14 protein-coding genes and 1 pseudogene are annotated in these 19,110 nt (G+C 44.6%); 6 read left to right on the top strand and 9 right to left on the bottom strand.

Translation table 11 applies throughout. The features are described 5' to 3' along the window. Positions 1 to 536 precede the first annotated feature (536 nt). The 3 genes from ATG66_RS02020 to yjeH form a co-directional block, all read right to left on the bottom strand. A complete protein-coding gene (locus ATG66_RS02020) occupies positions 537 to 1,883 on the bottom strand; it encodes a magnesium transporter (protein ID WP_098413746.1) in 1,347 nt (448 codons plus the stop codon). Between the two features lie 115 nt (positions 1,884 to 1,998). Further along, a complete protein-coding gene (locus ATG66_RS02025; RefSeq protein ID WP_098413747.1) occupies positions 1,999 to 3,321 on the bottom strand; it encodes an ABC1 kinase family protein in 1,323 nt (440 codons plus the stop codon). A 157-nt stretch (positions 3,322 to 3,478) separates the two neighbouring features. Further along, entirely contained in the window at positions 3,479 to 4,741 is a 1,263-nt protein-coding gene (gene yjeH, locus ATG66_RS02030; RefSeq protein ID WP_098413748.1) for an L-methionine/branched-chain amino acid transporter, read from the bottom strand. 356 nt (positions 4,742 to 5,097) lie between these two features. Between yjeH and ATG66_RS02035 the strand changes: the two genes are divergently transcribed. From ATG66_RS02035 to ATG66_RS02045, 3 genes are all read left to right on the top strand, one after another. Then, positions 5,098 to 5,553 (top strand): Lrp/AsnC family transcriptional regulator, encoded by a 456-nt coding sequence (locus tag ATG66_RS02035; protein WP_098413749.1) that lies wholly within the window; start codon positions 5,098 to 5,100, stop codon positions 5,551 to 5,553. A gap of 43 nt (positions 5,554 to 5,596) precedes the next feature. Continuing rightward, entirely contained in the window at positions 5,597 to 6,511 is a 915-nt protein-coding gene (locus ATG66_RS02040) for a LysR family transcriptional regulator (protein ID WP_098413750.1), read from the top strand. Positions 6,512 to 6,606: 95 nt separating this feature from the next. Beyond that, positions 6,607 to 7,221, top strand: a complete 615-nt coding sequence (locus ATG66_RS02045) for a LysE family translocator (protein ID WP_098413751.1) — start codon at positions 6,607 to 6,609, stop codon at positions 7,219 to 7,221. A 135-nt stretch (positions 7,222 to 7,356) separates the two neighbouring features. Here ATG66_RS02045 and ATG66_RS02050 read toward each other — a convergent pair whose 3' ends face one another. Then, positions 7,357 to 10,416: an efflux RND transporter permease subunit gene (locus ATG66_RS02050; RefSeq protein WP_098413752.1), complete on the bottom strand. Its 3,060-nt coding sequence runs from the start codon at positions 10,414 to 10,416 to the stop codon at positions 7,357 to 7,359. A 2-nt stretch (positions 10,417 to 10,418) separates the two neighbouring features. Continuing rightward, positions 10,419 to 11,510: an efflux RND transporter periplasmic adaptor subunit gene (locus ATG66_RS02055; protein ID WP_098413753.1), complete on the bottom strand. Its 1,092-nt coding sequence runs from the start codon at positions 11,508 to 11,510 to the stop codon at positions 10,419 to 10,421. Between the two features lie 259 nt (positions 11,511 to 11,769). Here ATG66_RS02055 and ATG66_RS02060 point away from each other — a divergent pair, with 259 nt between their 5' ends. Further along, on the top strand, positions 11,770 to 12,366 hold the full coding sequence (locus ATG66_RS02060; RefSeq protein WP_098414492.1) for a TetR/AcrR family transcriptional regulator: 597 nt from the start codon (positions 11,770 to 11,772) through the stop codon (positions 12,364 to 12,366). A gap of 495 nt (positions 12,367 to 12,861) precedes the next feature. Next, positions 12,862 to 14,211 (top strand): alpha-amylase family protein, encoded by a 1,350-nt coding sequence (locus ATG66_RS02065; RefSeq protein ID WP_098413754.1) that lies wholly within the window; start codon positions 12,862 to 12,864, stop codon positions 14,209 to 14,211. Between the two features lie 93 nt (positions 14,212 to 14,304). Here ATG66_RS02065 and ATG66_RS02070 read toward each other — a convergent pair. Further along, positions 14,305 to 14,557 (bottom strand): annotated as a pseudogene (locus ATG66_RS02070) (ArsR/SmtB family transcription factor). 239 nt (positions 14,558 to 14,796) lie between these two features. Here ATG66_RS02070 and ATG66_RS02075 point away from each other — a divergent pair. Further along, a complete protein-coding gene (locus ATG66_RS02075) occupies positions 14,797 to 15,090 on the top strand; it encodes a hypothetical protein (RefSeq protein ID WP_098413755.1) in 294 nt (97 codons plus the stop codon). Between the two features lie 41 nt (positions 15,091 to 15,131). Here the strand turns inward: ATG66_RS02075 and ATG66_RS02080 are convergent, their stop codons facing one another. The 3 genes from ATG66_RS02080 to ATG66_RS02090 all read right to left on the bottom strand — a co-directional run bounded on the left by ATG66_RS02080 (position 15,132) and on the right by ATG66_RS02090 (position 19,069). After that, positions 15,132 to 16,334, bottom strand: coding sequence for an IS256 family transposase (locus ATG66_RS02080; RefSeq protein ID WP_095661319.1), 1,203 nt, complete (start codon positions 16,332 to 16,334; stop codon positions 15,132 to 15,134). A gap of 162 nt (positions 16,335 to 16,496) precedes the next feature. Further along, complete coding sequence (locus tag ATG66_RS02085) at positions 16,497 to 18,455, bottom strand: monovalent cation:proton antiporter-2 (CPA2) family protein (protein ID WP_098413756.1); 1,959 nt, start codon at positions 18,453 to 18,455, stop codon at positions 16,497 to 16,499. Beyond that, positions 18,452 to 19,069: an NAD(P)H-dependent oxidoreductase gene (locus ATG66_RS02090; RefSeq protein ID WP_179885607.1), complete on the bottom strand. Its 618-nt coding sequence runs from the start codon at positions 19,067 to 19,069 to the stop codon at positions 18,452 to 18,454. Before ATG66_RS02090 ends, ATG66_RS02085 begins: the two co-directional genes overlap by 4 nt. Positions 19,070 to 19,110: the final 41 nt, after the last annotated feature.

Raw genomic sequence — 19,110 nt, forward strand, 5'->3', positions numbered from 1 at the left:
ATCAGTTAGTCAATAATAACTTTTATTTAAACGTTTGCTTGTTAGGTTTTTACTTTTTTATTTCTATAACAGATATTTACAATAATAAATTTTAATATTTAAAAAATTTTTACACGTGTTTTTGGGTCTTGTTTAGTATGGTTTTTATATAAAATAAGAGTTTCATGTCTTTTATGCGTTTTGTTGATTAAATTTATCTATAAACGAAATTTAGTCTGCCGAATCGGCGGAAGGTAGAAAATAAGAGCAGAAAGGTAAGAGTGCTAAGCAAAAAAAAGCCAACCGCAAAGAGTGCGATTGGCTTATATATATGTGAACAAATCGAGTTCACTAACAACGTCAGTTGGCTAGGTGACCCTCGGCTTAAGAAGGGTCATCATCATTTAAGCATTTACTGTGCCAACATTTTTAACGTCCGAAAAGCGTGGTTTCTCTGACATACGTTGCTTAAGTTTGATTGGCTTTTGCAATTTGCAATTGCGTTATGCAATTTATCTTTATTGTGCTAATGATTGATTGGTTAACAATATTAATATTTACATCATGACTAGGCTTGCCGTGCCCAAGAAGGCAAAAAATCCGACTACGTCAGTAACCGTTGTTAAAATGACGGAGCCAGCAAGTGCCGGATCCAATTTAAACTTATCCAAAATGATGGGGATTAACACCCCAAACAGTGCGGCTGTAATAATATTGACACTAATGGCTAATGCTATCGTTCCACCTAATAAGGACGATTGGAACCATAACCCAGCCAAGCCACCAATGATCAAAGCCCAAGCAATACCATTAAGAGACCCTATTCCTAATTCATTTTTTAACAGTTTGAAGCGGTTACCCGGCGTAATCTGGTTGAGTGCCATTGCACGCACCATCAGCGTCAGTGTTTGGCTACCAGCAATACCGCCCATTGAGGCGACGATTGGCATGAGAACTGCTAATGCGACGACTTGAGCAATCACCTCTTCAAACAGACCAATAGTGACAGAGGCTAAAATAGCGGTAAGCAGGTTAATACCAAGCCAAACGCCACGCTTTTGTGAGCTTTTGAGTACCGGAGCGAACAGGTCATCACCTTCATCCATACCAGTACCTGCCATTAAGCGTGCTTCGTAAATTTCTCGTTGGGTACTCAATGCAAATTGCCAATCCACTTCACCGATCAGTGTTTGGTCTGCATCAGTCACAGGAAGCGCAGGCAGGGCACTGTGCTCTAGCGCCTCGACGGCTTCTGGTAGTGCCATCTTACTGTCGAGTATGGTGACGGTCTCAATGGCGAGGTCGGTCAGCTTAATATTGGGTTCGCTTCTCAATATTTGGTAGTAATTTACGGCCCCTCGAAACTGCTTATTGCGGTTAATTAAATACACATGTTGAGGCGTATCGTAACTGTAGCGCTCTAGCAGCTGTTTGGCTGTGCCGACTGTAATATTGAAAGGAAGTGTGATGATTTTACGCTCAGCCCAGCGGCCCAGCTCTTCATCTTCGTATTCATTTGCTTGATCATAAAGTTCAAGCTCATCTTTCTCGATTAATGCCAAAGCTTCGTTAATGATTGACTCTGGCAGTGAATCTGCCCATTCGATGAGCGAGAGGTTATCGAGTTTTGCGAGTGTGAGCTTCAGCTCAATGTCTGACAGCGCATTAATGATCGAAAAGCGAACGTCAGCACGCATTTCTGTCAGAACGTCGATGTGCAGCTCTAGCGGTAATGCTCGCCACAACCGGATACGATCATCTATGGGAAAAGCTTCGAGGATCAAAGCAACCGCACTCGGCTCTAAGCCAGCTTCGATAGCATCATTGAGAGTGGTGATTTGGTCTGCTTCTTCGGCTTGGCCAATCTGTTGTATTAAAATGGAGAGGTCTTGAAACTTGCTCACCGAGCACCCCGATAGTTAATTGGTTTATTGAAGTATGGTATGGCATACAATTCCAGTACAACAGTATGCACCAAACTTTGATCAAGGTATTCGAAAGTTTCAGAAAAACAATAGGCTATTGAATATCGGTGTTGAGATAAGGCTGCACTAATTTCCGAATATTTACTTTTGCGCCGATGCGCGCAGCCAGTAAGTACATTCCTCCAATTTTCCGATGCAAAAATATCGCATCAGCAGGCGGTGTGTGCCAATAATCTTGTTCCATACTCAGAATGGTGCCTGCCTCGCGAAGTTTTAATGCCAAGTCACTGGCTTTAAAATCATAGGCTTCATCAATTAGCATTGGTTCGCATGCCATCTTAACTAAGTTTAAAACGGCGTTGCGTTGCTCAGGCATGATATTTTGACTGAAAAAACCGATTTGCTCTAAGGCGTCATTCAAGCCTTGTTCATCATCATTCACAACAGATGCAAAGACCTGACGATAACCAGTGCTAAATTGTTCACTGTATTCGCGTGTGGCACCAAAATCCAATAAACCAATCTGGCGTGTGTTCTCGACATACAAGTAGTTAGCAAAGTTAGGATCGGTTTGCACCATTTTGAGCTCGAACAATTCGCGGAAGAGCAGTTCCAGTAGACTGTGCATTACAAAATCACGAGTGCTCTGGTTGAAATGTGCCATTTTTTCAATAGAGTTGCCTTCGATGAATTCCATTGCCAGTACCGAATCAGAACAACTTTCGGTGTGGATTTTAGGCACGATGAAATGAGGGCTATCTTTCAGGGCGTCGTGATAGCGTATGGCAAATTGCGCTTCGCGTTTATAATCCGCTTCGTCGTGCAGCTGCTTTTTCGCTTCTTCAAGTAGTCCTTTGTAATCAACCGACTCAGGGATCAACCCGACCACTTTGAGCAGCGTACCAACATTGTCAACGTCACTATCGATACTTTTACGGATACCCGGATATTGTACTTTCACTGCTAGGCTGTCTCCTGCATCACTGTAGGCTTGGTGCACTTGGCCAATGGAAGCACTGGCAATCGGCTTAAAGTTGAAAGAGAGAAACTGTGTTTTCCAATCGACTCCCAGTGAATTTTCCATTACCCCATTAAGTTGTTTCGCTGGCATGGGATCGGCGTTAGAGCGAAGGCGAGAAAGGATGTCCGCGAGCTCAGGCTCCAGCACATCGCCAGCGTCCATCGATAACATTTGACCGAGCTTCATCGCTGCGCCGCGAAGGTGAGCAAGTTGATCGGTCAGTCTCGTAATGTTTTGTGGCGTTAAGATAAGGTCTTTGGCTTTCGGCCTATTGCCTTTGGCGATTTGCTTGGTGCCTTCTGCAATTACATTGCCTGCGACACGTGTTGCAAGCGAAGCAAACTTACTAAATCTTGAAATGCGATGGGTGGGTAGGTTTCTTTCCTTTGCCGACATGAATCCTCTCTCCATTTTTTCATTTGTTCATAATTTTTGTTATACGGTGAAAAGGTAAGCCTTGATACAAATAAAAGAAATCCGTCACTGTAACCAGCGGTGAACAGAACATCGGCGTGTGACTTTTAAGTCGTGCTCTTTATCGTTAAGGAGAGGGTCATTCGACCAAGCGTGTTTGACGTCTGTGTCGCCATTGCTTCCAAGGCAATGAAAGCAGAGCAAAAATACCCAGCGCGTAAAACATTGACCAGCCCAAGCAAATAAAAACCCCCGTACAAAGTAAAAGAGAAAGCCCCGCGAGTGCTTTGCCAAACCCTTGTAGCAATCTAAAAGCCGATAACATAGCGAGTAAATAAACCAATACAAATACGCTATTCGCAAGTTTGAGGAAAAACTCTAAATCGAGCGGTGAAAGTGTCCCCATAATGCAAGAAATTAACAATATACCGCCGACCAGTAAGGTGGCAGAAAAAGGTACACCACGGCGTGAAATTCTCGCTAAGGTACTCGTAGGACGGTGCTCGCGCGCTTGCGCCCAAACCATTCTAGCCAAACTTTGTGTGTACAAGTTAACGCTAGCGAAACAAGCCGAGAAACCGATAATACTGATGACCCACTTCGCTTCATGACCTAACAAATACGCACTAAGCCAAGGAATAGAGGCGTTATCAAATTGTGGGCTACCATACGCCCCAAACTTTAAAATGACCACGGAACAGGCCCAATACGTAGCGCCAGCAATAAAGCAACCGACAATAATAGCAATAGGAAAGTCTCTTTGTGGGTTTTTAAATTCCTCTCCCATGTGAGCAAAGGCCTCGATACCGACAAAACACCAAAACATCACCCCAAGAGCTGCGGTAATCGGCCAAATCGACGCTTTTGTGAGAACTGGCATCACGAGATCGGCGCTATTGATTTCACCTTTCCATATAAAGGCCACCATTAACGCGAAGACGCTCAGAGCAATGATGGTTTGTAAGTGGCCTGATGATTTAGTGCCCATTAAGTTAACGAACACAAGCAGTAAAACGGTAAGAACTTGAGCAAATAAATTATTGCTAATGGGGGCGGGCAGTATTTGCTGTAGGAAGCCTGCTGCTAAAGCAATAGCGGCAGGTATTCCCACGGGGATGACACTAACGAAGAGCCAAGCTACGCTACTTTCCAATTTAGCATTAAACGCTTTACGAACAAAAAATGCCGTTCCGCCAGCGTTTGGGTATCGCTTACCTAATTGAGCAAACGTAAGTGCAATTGGGCAGATGGCGATAAACAATAATATCCACGCCCAGAGTGAAAAATGACCTGCTATACCAGCGGCGATCGCGGGAATCATGAACAGGCCTGTTCCCATTAAAGTCGTGGACAATTGCGCTATGCCAGATATGAGTGAAATGTCTTTTTTGAGCTGTTCCATGCTTATTTCTAGAAATCCAATAATAAGAGCGCTGTTTTATTGCAGCGTTTCGTTGCTAATACATACACATAACTTCGCCTATTTGGGCAGGCTTTGAAACCGAGTTTGACATCAAAATACGAGTCATCGTTTTCACATTCAAAATGTTATTGTTCGGTTACATGAACTTGCCACATTGCTTTGGGGGTCAGTATGTCGAAGTCTTTCGCTGTAAGCATATCTAAGTTCTGAAAAACAAAATGATTTACTAAGCCGTCGATATGACGGTTGTTTTACATGTTTCCAACAAAATGTTGGCTTCTTATGCAGTTAGAATAGGTATAGAATGAAATAAAAGAAGGAAATGCGGTAAACTTATGGACAAGTTTGATCACAAGATCATTGATCTCCTCCGGCACAACGCTCGGCTATCGGTTACTGAAATCGCTGATAAAGTGAATTTATCGCGCTCTGCTGTGACTGCGCGTATTCGCAATCTAGAAAATGACAAAGTTATCTTAGGTTATCACGCGGAAATTGCGTCTACCGGTGGGGACTCCATTTGTGCCTATTTTGCGTTAAAGTTTGATAAATCGACGTCAACTTATTATTGCGAATCATATGCTGACGAATTATATAAAATTGATGGCGTAAAATGGTGTCATGCTATCAGTGGTGAGACCGATATGATGGTGTTTGTCGAGGTCCCAAACATGAATCGCTTAAATGAAATTAGAGATCAGATTCAACGGTATCCCGAGCTTCGACATCTGATGACTCATACCGTTTTGGCTGAATTCTTTAATACGACTGGAAACCAGTTCGTTAAGTGAGCGCAAGTGGTCAGTTTTTCATCCTGAACTTTCTAGAACGAGTATGCTAAATAACATTAACTTGAATCTGCTCAGGTCGTTACATGTCCTCTTGGATGAGTGCCATGTAAGTCGAACGGCTGAACGATTACACATCACTCAGTCTGCCGTCAGTCGTCAGCTCGCACAATTGCGAGAGCTCTGCGGTGACCCACTACTTATTCGTCAAGGTAACCAACTGATCCCAACACCGCGAGCGTTAATGCTAAAGAGTAAGTTGGATGCGTTATTAGCAGAGTTCGATCATTTGTTGAATGACAAGCCTTTTGACCCGCAAGATTGGCAAGGTGAGTTGGTTATTGCGTCCAGTGATTACGTGGCACAATATGTTTTGCCTGATATCGCATCTCATCTGAGTGAGCGGGCTCCCCAACTGGATTTGGCGTATCGGCTTTGGCAGTTAGAGTTTATTGATAAGCTGCATGACTTGGGGATACACCTTGCGTGTTCTATGTATCCAACCAAGCCAGAAGGGGTATCTAGCATTAACATTGGCTCTGATAAGTCCGTGTGTGTGATGAAAGCATCACACCCTCTTGCTGAGTATTCCTCTATCAGCGCAGAACAGCTTATTAGTTATTCTCATATCAAAGTGACGGGCGGAGGGGATAAAGATTCCAGCACTGATCTTGCTTTGAAAGATTTGGGCTTAGCGCGTCATATTACTTTTAAAGTGCCTTTTTTTTCTGCTGCGGTTAATCGCTTAGTATCAAGTGAACACCTTATGGTCGTTCCTGAGCATATTGCGTATAATTTAGCCAAGCACTGGCCTTTGGTTAACAAGCCTTTACCTCTCGATACATCAATCCATGAATATTGGCTGATGTGGCATCCTAAATACGATAATGATCCTGCCCATCGCTGGGTACGAGAGCAAATGCGTGCGGTGATGCAAGTTTCGGAATATTCTATCCACTAGGTTATGATTTTAACTCATAACGTTGATGAAGAACTTTGATTTCTAATTATATCCCTTTCCTTGATAGATTAAGCCCAAATGAAGCGAGGTTATTTATGACATTAACAGTTTGGTTATCCCTTTTTACCGTGTGTCTATTAGGGGCTATGTCTCCGGGGCCCAGCTTAGCGGTTGTGGCGAAACATGCTCTGGCTGGTGGACGTATTAACGGATTGGCAACGGCTTGGGCACATGCTTTTGGGATCGGCATTTATGCGTTTATTACTTTGATTGGTCTGGCGGTGGTTTTACAGCAAAGCCCGATATTGTTTAAGACGATCAGTTTGGCTGGTGCCGCGTATCTCGCATACTTGGGTTTTAATGCGCTCCGTTCAAAGGGGGGCGTAGCCGCGAAGTTGGGAGCTGCTGAAGAAACGACGGCGTTTCAATCTGCACGAGAAGGCTTTTTTATCTCTATCTTGAGTCCTAAAATCGCGCTCTTTTTTATTGCATTATTTAGTCAGTTTGTCGCCTTAGGTAACGACTTAAGCAACCAAATGATAATCGTTACCACGCCATTTTTGGTTGATGGTTTATGGTATACGTTTATCACCTTAGTATTATCGAGCTCTAAAGTGGTGGAGCGTATTCGATCTAAGGCGGTATTCATCGATCGTTTGTCTGGAATCGTGCTTATGCTCCTAGCATTACGAGTCGTGGTCACGATATAAGATAACGTTGTACCACTAATTCTACCAGTCGGTTAGGTTTGGCTCGATGGTGTCTTGAGCAATAAAAAGGAGTGAACTTAGGCGCTCACTCCTTACGTATGTCCCATTCTATATGGCTTGTCTGCCGTTATAGGTTCATACGGCTGCGTTGTCCTCGATGTTCACTTTGAACAATACCGCATAAAAGAGCGGTACCACCACTAAAGTTAGGATGGTCGCAAACAACAGACCAAACATAATGGTGACTGCCATACTCTTAAAGAACGGGTCTATAAGTAGCGGGGCGACACCTAAAATGGTGGTCAAAGCCCCGAGAAGGACAGGTTTTGCACGGCTTAACGAAGCTTCGATAATCGCAAAATAAGGTGTTGTCCCGTCTCGTATTTCAGCATCTGCTTGGTCTACTAACACAATGGCGTTTTTCACCATCATACCAATCAAGCTTAAGAAACCGAGAATTGCCATGAACTCAAACGGAGTTTGGAACACTATCAAGCCAATTGTGACACCAATTACCGCTAGCGGGGCTGTCATCCAGATGACCAGAGGTTGACGCAAAGCGTTGAACATAAACACAACCGCCAAGATCATCGCAGCAAAACCGTATGGCGCTGAAATGGCGAGGCCTTCATTTGCGTCTTTCGACGCTTTATATTCACCATACCAAATCAACTCATAGCCAGCGGGCAGTTCAATTTCTTCGATTTTATTGCGAACTTGATTAAAAGCATCTGCCGTCATGACTCCTGGCGCTGGGTCTGCCTGAACTAAGATTGTCGGCATACGATTGATGCGGCGTAACATCGCATCTTGGTAAACGACACCGACAGAATTGACGAGCTGACTGACAGGAATGAAACTCTCTGCTTGTGCGCTGTAAACTTCGGTGTTTTCAATCGCTCTTTCATGGTTGCGCTCACTTTCTGGTGCGCGTACCACAAGAGGGATTAAGTCGTTACCTTCACGGAATACCCCCACACTTCGACCAGACAACGTCTGCTCGATGGCGGCGTTGATCTCTTGTGTCGTCAAGCCGTAGCGCTGAGCTTCTTGCGCCGAGTAGATTGGCTTTAATACGGGGACTTGTTGGCGCCAGTCATCTTGAACCGCAATCAAGTTAGCGTCGTTAAGCATGATCGCTTTTGCTTGCTCTGCTAACTGACGCAGAACTTTGCTGTCTGGGCCTTTGAAACCGGCTTCAATTTTTTTACCGCCACCACGACCAAGCATAAATTTCCACACTTTGATCGATGCATCAGGGTACTTGGTATCGAGTTCAGACTGGAGCTCGCCAATGAGTGGGGCTATTTTGGTGTAATCATCGATATCGATCAGTAATTGGCCGTAGCTTGGGTTTCTTGCTTCTGGAGAGTAAGTCAACATAAAGCGCAGTCCGCCGCCACCAATAAAACTGGTGATGTTGGTGATGCCGTCTTTTTGTTTTACGTCTTGTTCAATATTCGCCACGAGCTTTTCAGTTCGACTGATATCTGAGCCCTGTGGTAGGTAGACATCGACAACAAACTGGGGACGTTGCGACTCAGGCATGAAGCCCGGTGGAATATACTGTGTTCCCCAAAGCGCCACAAACAGTGCGCCGATCACAACCATACAACTGACCAGCCGGTGATGCAGTACCCATTGTAATACCCTGCGGTAAGCTTCGACCATTTTGGAAGGACGAGGTGTGCCTTGTTCTGCTTTCACTTTTAAGAAGTCGTGGCAAAGCATTGGCGTGATCGTAACAGCAAATACCCAACTCAGCAGCATTGAATAAAGGATGACCCAAAATAGCGAGCCTGCGTATTCCCCCATGTCTGATGGTGACAAACCAATCGCACTGAAAGCAAAAATTCCCACGACAGTACCACCCAGTAGCGGCCATTTAGTGGAGTTGACAACGTCAGAAACAATTTGTTGTTTGTCGGCATTAGGTTCTTTTTTTAGGCGAACAAGCACGCCATCGGTCACCACAATCGCATTGTCTACCAACATGCCGAGCGCGATGATCAACGCACCGAGAGAAATACGTTGCATAGCAATGTTTTCTATCAACATTACGCAAAGAGTCCCCGCCACGGTGAGTAGCAAGACAAAGCCGATAATGACGCCAGAGCGCATCCCCATAAACAGCAGAAGCACCACAAAAACAATGGCGATGGCGGCAATTAAGTTGTCGATAAAGTTAGTAACGGAGTCTCGAACCGAATCTGATTGCATTGAGATGGAATGCAGCTCAATCCCGAGTGGGCGTTGATCTTCTAGCTCAGCAAGGCGAGCCTTGACTGCATCACCCATATCAACAACGTTACCGCCGGAGATATTGGAAATACCGAAGCCGATCGCATGTTGACCGTTGTAGCGCATTAACATGGACGGGGATGTTTGGTAGCCACGCGTAATTTCTGCCACGTCACCCAGAGCGACGACGGCGTTACCTTGTCCTACCGAAACTTGTAGGTTACGTAGATCGTCAAAGGTGGTCAGGGTTGAACGCGGAATGACAGGAATGTTCATGACGCCGTTCTCTAGATTACCAGCAACAGTGACAACACTTTGCTTTTTAAGTACTTGAAGAACGTTGTTGACTGAAACACCGAACTCCGTCAGGCGGGCACTAGAGATTTCAATAAAAATGGTCTCTTGCTGTTCTGCCAGCGTAGCGGCCTTTGCAACCCCAGGCACCAGCACAAGCTCTCTTCGCAACGAATCGACATAATCTTGTAACTGTTTATTGGTAAAGCCTTCACCTGTTACCGCAAAAAACAAAGCATACACATCAGAAAAGTCATCATTAACGAGCGATGGGCCTGCTCCTGGTGGCAACTGACGCTGTACATCAGTGACTTTGCGCCGCAGTTTGTCCCAAATTTGTTGCAGTTGAGCCTCTGTTTTGGAGAACTCGAGCTTAATCTCTACCGTGACTTCTGAACGACCTTGCAAAGAAACCGAGGTGACCTCTTCTAGCTCTTGCAAAGATTGAACGGCCCCTTCAATGACATCGGTGACTTCGTCCGCGACTTCTTGGGTTGTGGCACCCGCATAGGGAGTAATGATCACCGCTTTACGAATGACAAATTCTGGGTCTTCGAAACGTCCTAGTTTTAAGTAGCTGATATAGCCACCAATTAAGATCAGTGCGATCAGCACCCAAACGCTGGTGCGTTTGGCGATAGTGTAACGTGCAATATCCATCCTTACGCTCCATTTTCTTCAGAGTAAGGGCGCACTTCCATGCCTTCTTTGGCTGATAAAACGCCGGCAATAATAACTTTTTCGCCTTGTTCTAGGTTGTTTTTAATCACAATGCGATCTTTATAAACGGTGCCCACTTCCACGTATCGTTTTTCTACTTTGTTATCGCTGTTTACCACCCAGACAAACTGTTTACCTTGATTATCAGGCACGATTGCGGTGAGTGGGAGCGTAATCAAATTTTGGCTGGTATTGTGATCATCTTTCGCTGGGAACACTCGCACCGACATTCCGGGCAAAACTCGATAACCTTTTAAATCATCAAAACCAAGTACCACAGAATAAGTTTGAGAATCGGTATTCGCTTGCGTTGAATAGGTGCGCAGAGCGAGATCAAATTGTTGATCTTGAATGGCGGGTAACTCTGCAATTGCTTTGGTATTTCTCACGCCTGATAACATGACCTTGTCTGGAATATCAATCACAACTTCAAGATCGGTCACGTCTTGCAGCGTCAATAATGGTTGGTTCGCTTGGATCTGACCATAGTTTTCAATTTTTTTGTCGCCAATCACACCATCAAACGGCGCAAATAATTGCGTGTATTCAACCTTACGCTTCGCGTCTTCTACTCGGTTTTTCGCTAAATTGTAGCGGGTAGTCATAGCGTCAAGCTCAGACTTAGAGATCGCTTGGGTTTTATCAAAAATCGCTTTTGAACGTTGGTATTCTTGCTCCGTATTTTGTAATTCTAGCTGAGCAGAGGCGAGGGTATTTATGGCATCTCTGTCATCAAGCGTTGCAAGCAGTTGGCCTTTTTTGACGCTATCGCCTTCATCGACCTTAATTTCTGTCAATAGGCCGCCAATTCGGAATGCGAGATCAGCTCGTTGAGAGGCTCTCACCACACCATTAAATACGAGATCAGAAGCTCGTTGCGGTGAGACCACTTCAATTAAAGCGGGCTGGATAACCGGCGTGTCGGTCTGAGTATTCGTTTGTTCGCCACAACCAACAAGCAGAAAAGTTGAAGCTAACAGACCAGTAAGCACGATGCGCTTAATATGAGCTAGCTTTTCTAGGTGGAAAATCATCATTGAGTTCCTTGAATAGTTGGAGTGTAAAAATCAACATTCATAGCATTGACCTAACAATCATAACGCTTTGAAGCGATTAAGCTTTTATATGAAATGCAGCCTATGGTTAGGGATGAAGAGTTACGAATGTTTATCTGTCGTTACTTTGACCAGAGCATATTACTAGTAAATCCCAAAAAGTAAACTTCAAGTGTACTTTTTGTTGAGTGACGATATACTGCATTTTCTTAGGCAAAAGATGGTTGGGGTTAGTGCGATGAAACTTTCAGAGAAAAAGCGTTTAGCGTTAATTGAAGCTGCGCAACAAGAGTTTATTGAGTTTGGTTTTTCATCGGCAAACATGGATCGAATATGTGAACGAGCAGGAACATCAAAACGAACGTTGTATCGTCATTTCGAAAGCAAAGATTTGCTGTTTCTAGAGTCGATTAAAGTGGTATTACAACTGCAAAACGCTCGTTTAAAACTCGAGTATTCGCCAAATATTGAGGTGGCGACTCAGTTGCGTGACTATCTACACGTAAAATTGAACTCTATTTATGAAGATTTCGGGTTGCCTTTAGCCAGAATGGTGATCAGCGAATTTATTCGTATACCAGAACTCGCTGAAATGTATATGCATCAACTGCATAGCCAAGATGAATTACTTAAGGCGTGGTTTGAGAGAGCAATCGCGGATGGCAAGCTGAAGCCTTTTGATCCTTTGTTGATGAGCAATATGTTGATGCATTTATTGAAAGGCCAGTTTTTGTGGCCCCAACTCGTTGCCAACCAGAATGTGCCTAATTTTCAGCAAAGAGAAAAAATGATAGAAGAGATTCTTACCTTGTTTCTGGACGGATATAAAACCTAATCGTCGATGGAATGGAACGTGAAGATATTCTTGCGACACGCGGCCACCTCTGGTGCGCAAAGAAAAAGCGGAATAACGAAACGTAACAACGAATTTTTCACCCTAAACGTGATCCACATACCAACTCCGCCTTCTTAACCAATGGTTACTCAATCGAGTTGTTGAACCATTTTTCGCCAATGTATTTGAGTAAGGGCGTATACGATAATTTCTTTTTGAAAATAAATATTATTAATAAATCGATATAAAACAGATGGTTAATATTTTATTATGAATGACTTATCGTTCATTAAGCGTCGCTTAGTCAGGAAGGGAATGCCCTTCGTTTCCTTCATGGAGGAGAAGCTACGCCTTGATTTTCAGCCTTAAGTTAGGCGTAAAAAGGGGGAGGGCGTAATTCGAATAGCACTTATAATTTTGACTATTGAATCCACTTACAATCACGAACAACCAAATAACGAACAGTCAGTAAGTGGAAGCGAGTAGGAGAAAAATATGAGTGGCTTACAGGAAACACAATCAGCAGGAGCCAATGTTATCCTGCATGCATTTGATTGGAAGTATGCTGAGATTGCCCAACGTGCACAAGAGATTCACGAGTTAGGTTATGGGTCAGTGTTAGTCTCTCCGTCGATGAAAAGCGCCCAGGATGATCGCTGGTGGCAACGCTATCAACCCCAAGATTATCGTATTATCGAGAATGCGCTCGGTGACACTAACGATTTTATCCATATGGTTCGCGAACTAGAACGCGTTGGTGTTCTTGTGTATGTCGATGTTGTGTTTAACCACATGGCGAACGAAGCTCACCTTCGGCAAGATCTTAAATACCCACGCCAAGAAGTGCTGGAAGAATATCAACAAAATACAGCGAAATACCAATCACTGAAACTGTTTGGGGATTTGTCTGAACCGCTGTTTGAGCAAGAAGATTTTGTCAAAGCGTTTGGCATTAGAGATTGGAAAGACAAGTGGCAGGTTCAAAATGGCCGTATTACCGGGGGGCCAGCGGACCCGGGCTTACCGACCTTGCGGGTGTGTGAGCATGTGGTTGAGCAACAGCGCGCCTATTTGCTAGCGTTAAAAGCGATAGGCGTAAAAGGCTTTCGTATTGATGCGGCGAAACACATGACGCTAGAACACTTGAAACGAGTGTGGAGTGAAGATATCACTCAGGATGTCCATATATTCGGTGAAATCATTACCGATGGTGGGGCGACTAAAGAAGAGTACAGACTGTTTCTTGAGCCTTATTTACAGGAAACCCGTTTGGGCGCGTATGACTTCCCGTTGTTTTCGACCATTTTTAAAGCGTTCTCAAAAAAGGGCAGTTTTAAATCATTAATTGACCCTTATTGTTTCGGGCATGCTCTGTCTCCAGGCCGTGCGATAACGTTTGTGGTGACGCACGATATTCCGAACAACGACGTTTTCCTTGAATTGGTCATGGAGGAAGAGAATGAATGGCTAGCTTATGCGTACATTTTAGGGCGTGACGGTGGCGTACCTTTGATTTATACCGACCACGATACCAGTGGTATTAAGGGGAAAGATGGCAAGCCAAGATGGCAACAGGCTTGGAATGATCCCCGCATGGCTAAGATGATAGCGTTTCATAATTTAGTGCATGGTCAGCCAATGGTGATCTTAGAAGGTAATGACGACATGTTGGTGATCAAGCGTGGTGATAAAGGCATAGTCGTGCTGAATAAGTCTGTGCGTGAGCAATCTTTATCACTCAAGACGAATTCGGACTGGGCCGATATCGTGTCAGGCTTCGTCTTTCTTGCTGGTAAAGAACTTAACGTTCCCCCGAAATCTGCGATGTTGTTGGTCGCTAAATAGCAATAAAAACGAGCTCAGCGGAGCTCGTTTTATGTCTCAATAAACTTAACGGTCGCTTTTGATTGTGAACAAATACATGTCGGTATGCGAGCGTTACAAGCAGGCATCGACGCAGCATTCTGCCTTTAGAAAACCAATGACATCATCTAAACACTCGTACTCTGCAACACAGAAAAGTATTCGACCTTCGCGGCGTTGAGTGAGAAGCCCTGCAGAAGCCAAGCTTCTCTTGTACACCGCTTACCGCGATGCCTTTATAACCGGCTTTCACGACTTCTTTATAAATGCTTAAACGGGTAGGGTGACCCAGCTTTTTTAGTGCTTTAGCAACCGCTTCAAGCTCCATACAGACCTCTAAAAAATGACCGACAGTTATGTTGTTTCGATAATAGGGAAACTCTTGGTAAATGCCAACTCTTCTAGGTCATGAGCATTTTAATTCAGACGAGACGTCGTCGCACAAAATGGAGAAGTTATGGCTTCTAATGAGACAGATCAATCTTCATTATTATTTCATCCCACGTTCCAACTCACTCGTCTACACTCATTGGTGTAGTTGTCACTCGGCACACAAAGGAGGCAGCCATGATTGCAGTTCATAGAGACTATCGTTTATCGAACAGTTCAGGTTTACATGCCCACGTTGAAGTGAATCCAGTCGGGAAATTAGAGGTTGAGATTGTTGAGCTTCAAGAGCGTCACACAACAGAATTTGATAATTTATCTTTTGAAAGCTGTGGGTGTGAAACACGAATCTGTGGTCAAGACGAGACAACTCCGTGGCAGGTCAATCTTGCGGTTACAGATGCGTTAGAGCTTTCTCATTTAGTTGAAGAAGCGAACGAAGAGTATGAGATTTTAATGAATGATCTAATGTGATCTTGAGAGGGCGTTCAGAATTCTGTGTCAGCTAATTTTGGCTAAATATCTAAGACGTCATCCAAGCGACCTTCAAAATGAATCGCCAGTTGAGACAATGTCATATTCCAATTCTGTATTGGCATTGTCCATTTCTTAGAAGCATTCAATATCCCAGCATACAGTAGCTTAAGCAAGCTATTTTCATTTGGGAACCCACCCTTAGTTTTGGTCAGTTTACGGAATTGGCGATGTACGGCTTCAATAGCATTTGTCGTGTAAATAGCCTTTCGGACGTATTCTGGATATTTGAAGTAAACCGATAAATTTGCCCATTTGTTCCGCCAGGAACGAATCACTATTGGGTATTGCTGTCCCCATTTGGCTTCCAAACGATCCAACTCCATCTCGGCCGCTTCTTTGCTGACAGCCCGATAGACTGGCTTCAAGTCGGCCATAAACGCCTTCTGATGCTTAGAGGCAACATATTTCATAGAGTTACGGATTTGGTGAATGATGCATTGCTGAACTTCTGTATCAGGATAGATGGTTGCTATCGCTTCTGGGAAGCCTGTTAGCCCATCTACGCAGGCGATCAAGATATCTTCAACGCCGCGGTTATACAGATCTGTTAGCACGGAGAGCCAGTAATTAGCGCCTTCCGACTCTGACAGATAAAGACCGAGTAGCTCCTTTTTCCCCTCAACATCTAAGCCCAATATTGTGTATATCGCTTTGCTAACGTAGCGTCCGTCTTCTTTGATTTTATAGTGGATGGCATCAAGCCAGACAAAGGGATAAAGTGCATCGAGCGGACGTTGCTGCCACTCCTTCAGCTCAGGTATCAAACGGTCGGTAACACCTGTGATGGTGGCCTCAGAGACATCAATGCCATACATATCTTCTACGTGACCACGGATATCACGGTAGCTCATACCGAGCGAGAACATGGATAGGATCTTACGGTCGATCTCATCGGTCAATTTAGTCTGGTTCTTCTTAACTAACTGGGGTTCAAATGTTCCAGAGCGGTCGCGTGGGGTATCCAGTTCAAACGTGCCGACAGAAGACTTAATCGTTTTCTTGCTTGAGCCGTTCTTACGGTTAGGTTGCTCATCACCTTCAAGGTGCTGTTCGAGTTCTGCTTTCAAAGCAGCTTCTGTGATTTGTTTAATGAGCGGAGTTAAGAAGCCATCTTTACCTGTCAGGTCTTGGCCTGACTGAAGGGCTTTAATAGCTTGTTCTAGATCGAAGTCTTTGTTCATGTGTCATTCCTGTTTTGTATATCATACTGAAATGACACAGATTTCTAAACACTACCGATCTTGATAGAAGGTCACTCTTTATCCAACACGGCGTTTGGCTCCACACTGAAAAGAAACCTCTCTAAACAGAGAGGTTTTTTTTTGATTATTGAGCCGCTTTAATTAGGTAAGTTCTTCCCTTGTCGGTGTTAAGTCTTGCACGCTGTCACCGTCAAAGCTTTCAGCATAATCTTTTGGTGGCGGTGTCCAACCGCGTTCGGAACGCGACAGTTTATCGTGGCGATCCTTTTGCATTTCTTCTGCCATTTTTCCTTCTATTTGGATAAAAAGTTGGCGGAAATTATTGTCGTAGCGTTCGCTCCCGGAGTCCTCTTGCCAAGCTTTGTAGAGTAATTCAGACTTGCGAGCTTCGACGCGTTTGTATGTGGCCTTTTGTTGCTCGACAAAAAATGGATGAATACCCAGCGCTTTCATCGTATGTCCTCCCATTTCCAATGCAGAATGGTAGGTTTCTGACTCAATGATATCTGCGCCAGCTTGCCGCAACAGATAGCCGTGACCGCGGTCAAAAGCACGCGCAATGACAGTGACTTTCGGATAAGTATGTTTTACGTACTTGACCAGCTCAACGCTGGATTCTTGATTGTCAATCGCGACGACAAGTGCCGCTGCATGTTCAATGCCGGCCGTGTGTAGCATGTCTGGTCGAGTCGCATCGCCAAAATAAGCACGTGTGCCAATCTGACGCATGTTATCAACTTGGTTTGCTTGGTGATCAAGCACGACTGTAGTGACACCATTTGAAATCAATAGCCGATTAACTATCTGACCAAACCGGCCTATTCCAGCAATGATTACGGTGCCTTTTTCTTCAATTGAGTCACTTTCTCGCTCATTAGATTGATTTTCAAAGCGTGGCAATATCACTCTATCAAATACAATAAATAGCCCCGGAGTTAGGAACATGGAGATAGCCACGACAAGCGACAATGTTTGCGACAGTTCGAACGGAATAACGTGATTTTGAACAGAGAAGCTGAGCAATACAAAACCGAACTCACCCGCTTGAGCCAAGCTCAGTGTGAACAACCAACGGTTACTGCCTTTCACTCGGAAGATAAAGGCCAATGCAAACAGCACGAGAGCTTTTAATAGCATTACTCCAATGGTTAGCACCATAATGAGCCAGAACTCACCAAACAAGACCGAGAAGTTGATTCCGGCACCGACGGTGATAAAAAACAAACCAAGCAGCAAGCCTTTAAAGGGTTCGATGTTCGATTCTAACTCATGGCGAAACTCACTGTTCGCCAATACGACGCCAGCAAGGAATGTCCCAAGCGCTGGAGATAAGCCAACTAGACTCATCAATGCTGCGATACCGATCACCAGCATGAGCGCTGTCGCTGTAAAAATCTCACGCAAACCAGAGCTCGCCACATAGTTAAGTAAAGGTCGACTCAAGAAGTGGCCACCCACGACGACAATAGCAATCGATGCGGTAATGACGATTCCGTAAGCCCAACCGGGTAACTCTGTGACAAGGCTCAGATCCTCATGATGTGTAGCTGCCGTTTGCGCGGCCGATTGCGCTTGCTCGACTAATTCAGGCAGTGCTAATAGAGGGATGAACGCCAACATCGGTATGACAGCAATATCTTGGAAAAGCAAAACGGAGAACGCATTTTGTCCACCTTCCGTTCTTGTTAAGCCTTTTTCGCTAAAGGTTTGCAGGACAATTGCCGTTGAGGAGAGCGCAAAAATAAGACCGATGGCTAAGGCGATCGTCCAAGGTTGGTCGAAATATAATGCAATCCCCATGATCGCGGCAATTGTACCGCCGACTTGAAGACCGCCTAGACCCATTAGACGGTTTCGCATTGACCACAGCATTTTAGGCTCGAGCTCCAAGCCCACGAGAAACAGCATCATCACAACACCAAACTCAGCGAAGTGCTGAATGGTTGTTGTCTCTTCACCGACTAAACCGATGATTGGCCCAATTACCACCCCAGCGATAAGGTAGCCTAATACAGAACCAAGGCCAAAACGCTTGGCGAGCGGTACGGCAATAACGGCTGCCACTAGATAGACGAAGGCTTGTAAGAATATCCCAGTCATGAAGCCACCTTAATCAGTGTCGAAAGTGCGCTATTCAGTTTGATCAATGAGGCGGCGGCTTTAATATCCAATTTATCTTCAACTAAGGCGGTTAATAGGTTTTTGTAGCGCTCGACGTGACGCGGAATCCGTCCCTCTTCTTCAGCTGTTCGTGCGCCAAATATCGCGAGAGGAGCGATGTAGTGCATGCCAGTTAATGCTGACATCTGTTCAATCGGTGCTAAAAGTTCTCGAATCGTAAAGTGGTTATAGCCTTCAGCTTTGTAGGCTTCCTCTTTACCGCCTGCCGAAAGCACACAAAGTATCGTCTTACCTTGCAGCTCTGTACCATCAGGGCCATATGCAAAACCATATTCCAACACGAGATCTTGCCACTCTTTTAAAATTGCCGGAGTTGAATACCAATACAGTGGGAACTGAAAGACCACCACATCGTGTTCGCGCAAGCGTTGTTGTTCACGATCAATATTAATATCGAAACGCGGGTATTCACCATAGAGGTCAACACATGTCACGCCTTCAATTTTTTGAGCTTCTTTAAAAAGTGGCGCATTCACTTCTGAACGATGCTGGGAGGGATGAGCAAAGAGAATCAGTACTTTTTTGTTTGTCATAAGGAGCCTTGCTATCAGCATAACCATGTCTTGAGGGGCTG

Origin of the sequence: Vibrio sp. ES.051, assembly GCF_002563795.1 — a bacterium.
Taxonomy (GTDB): domain Bacteria; phylum Pseudomonadota; class Gammaproteobacteria; order Enterobacterales; family Vibrionaceae; genus Vibrio.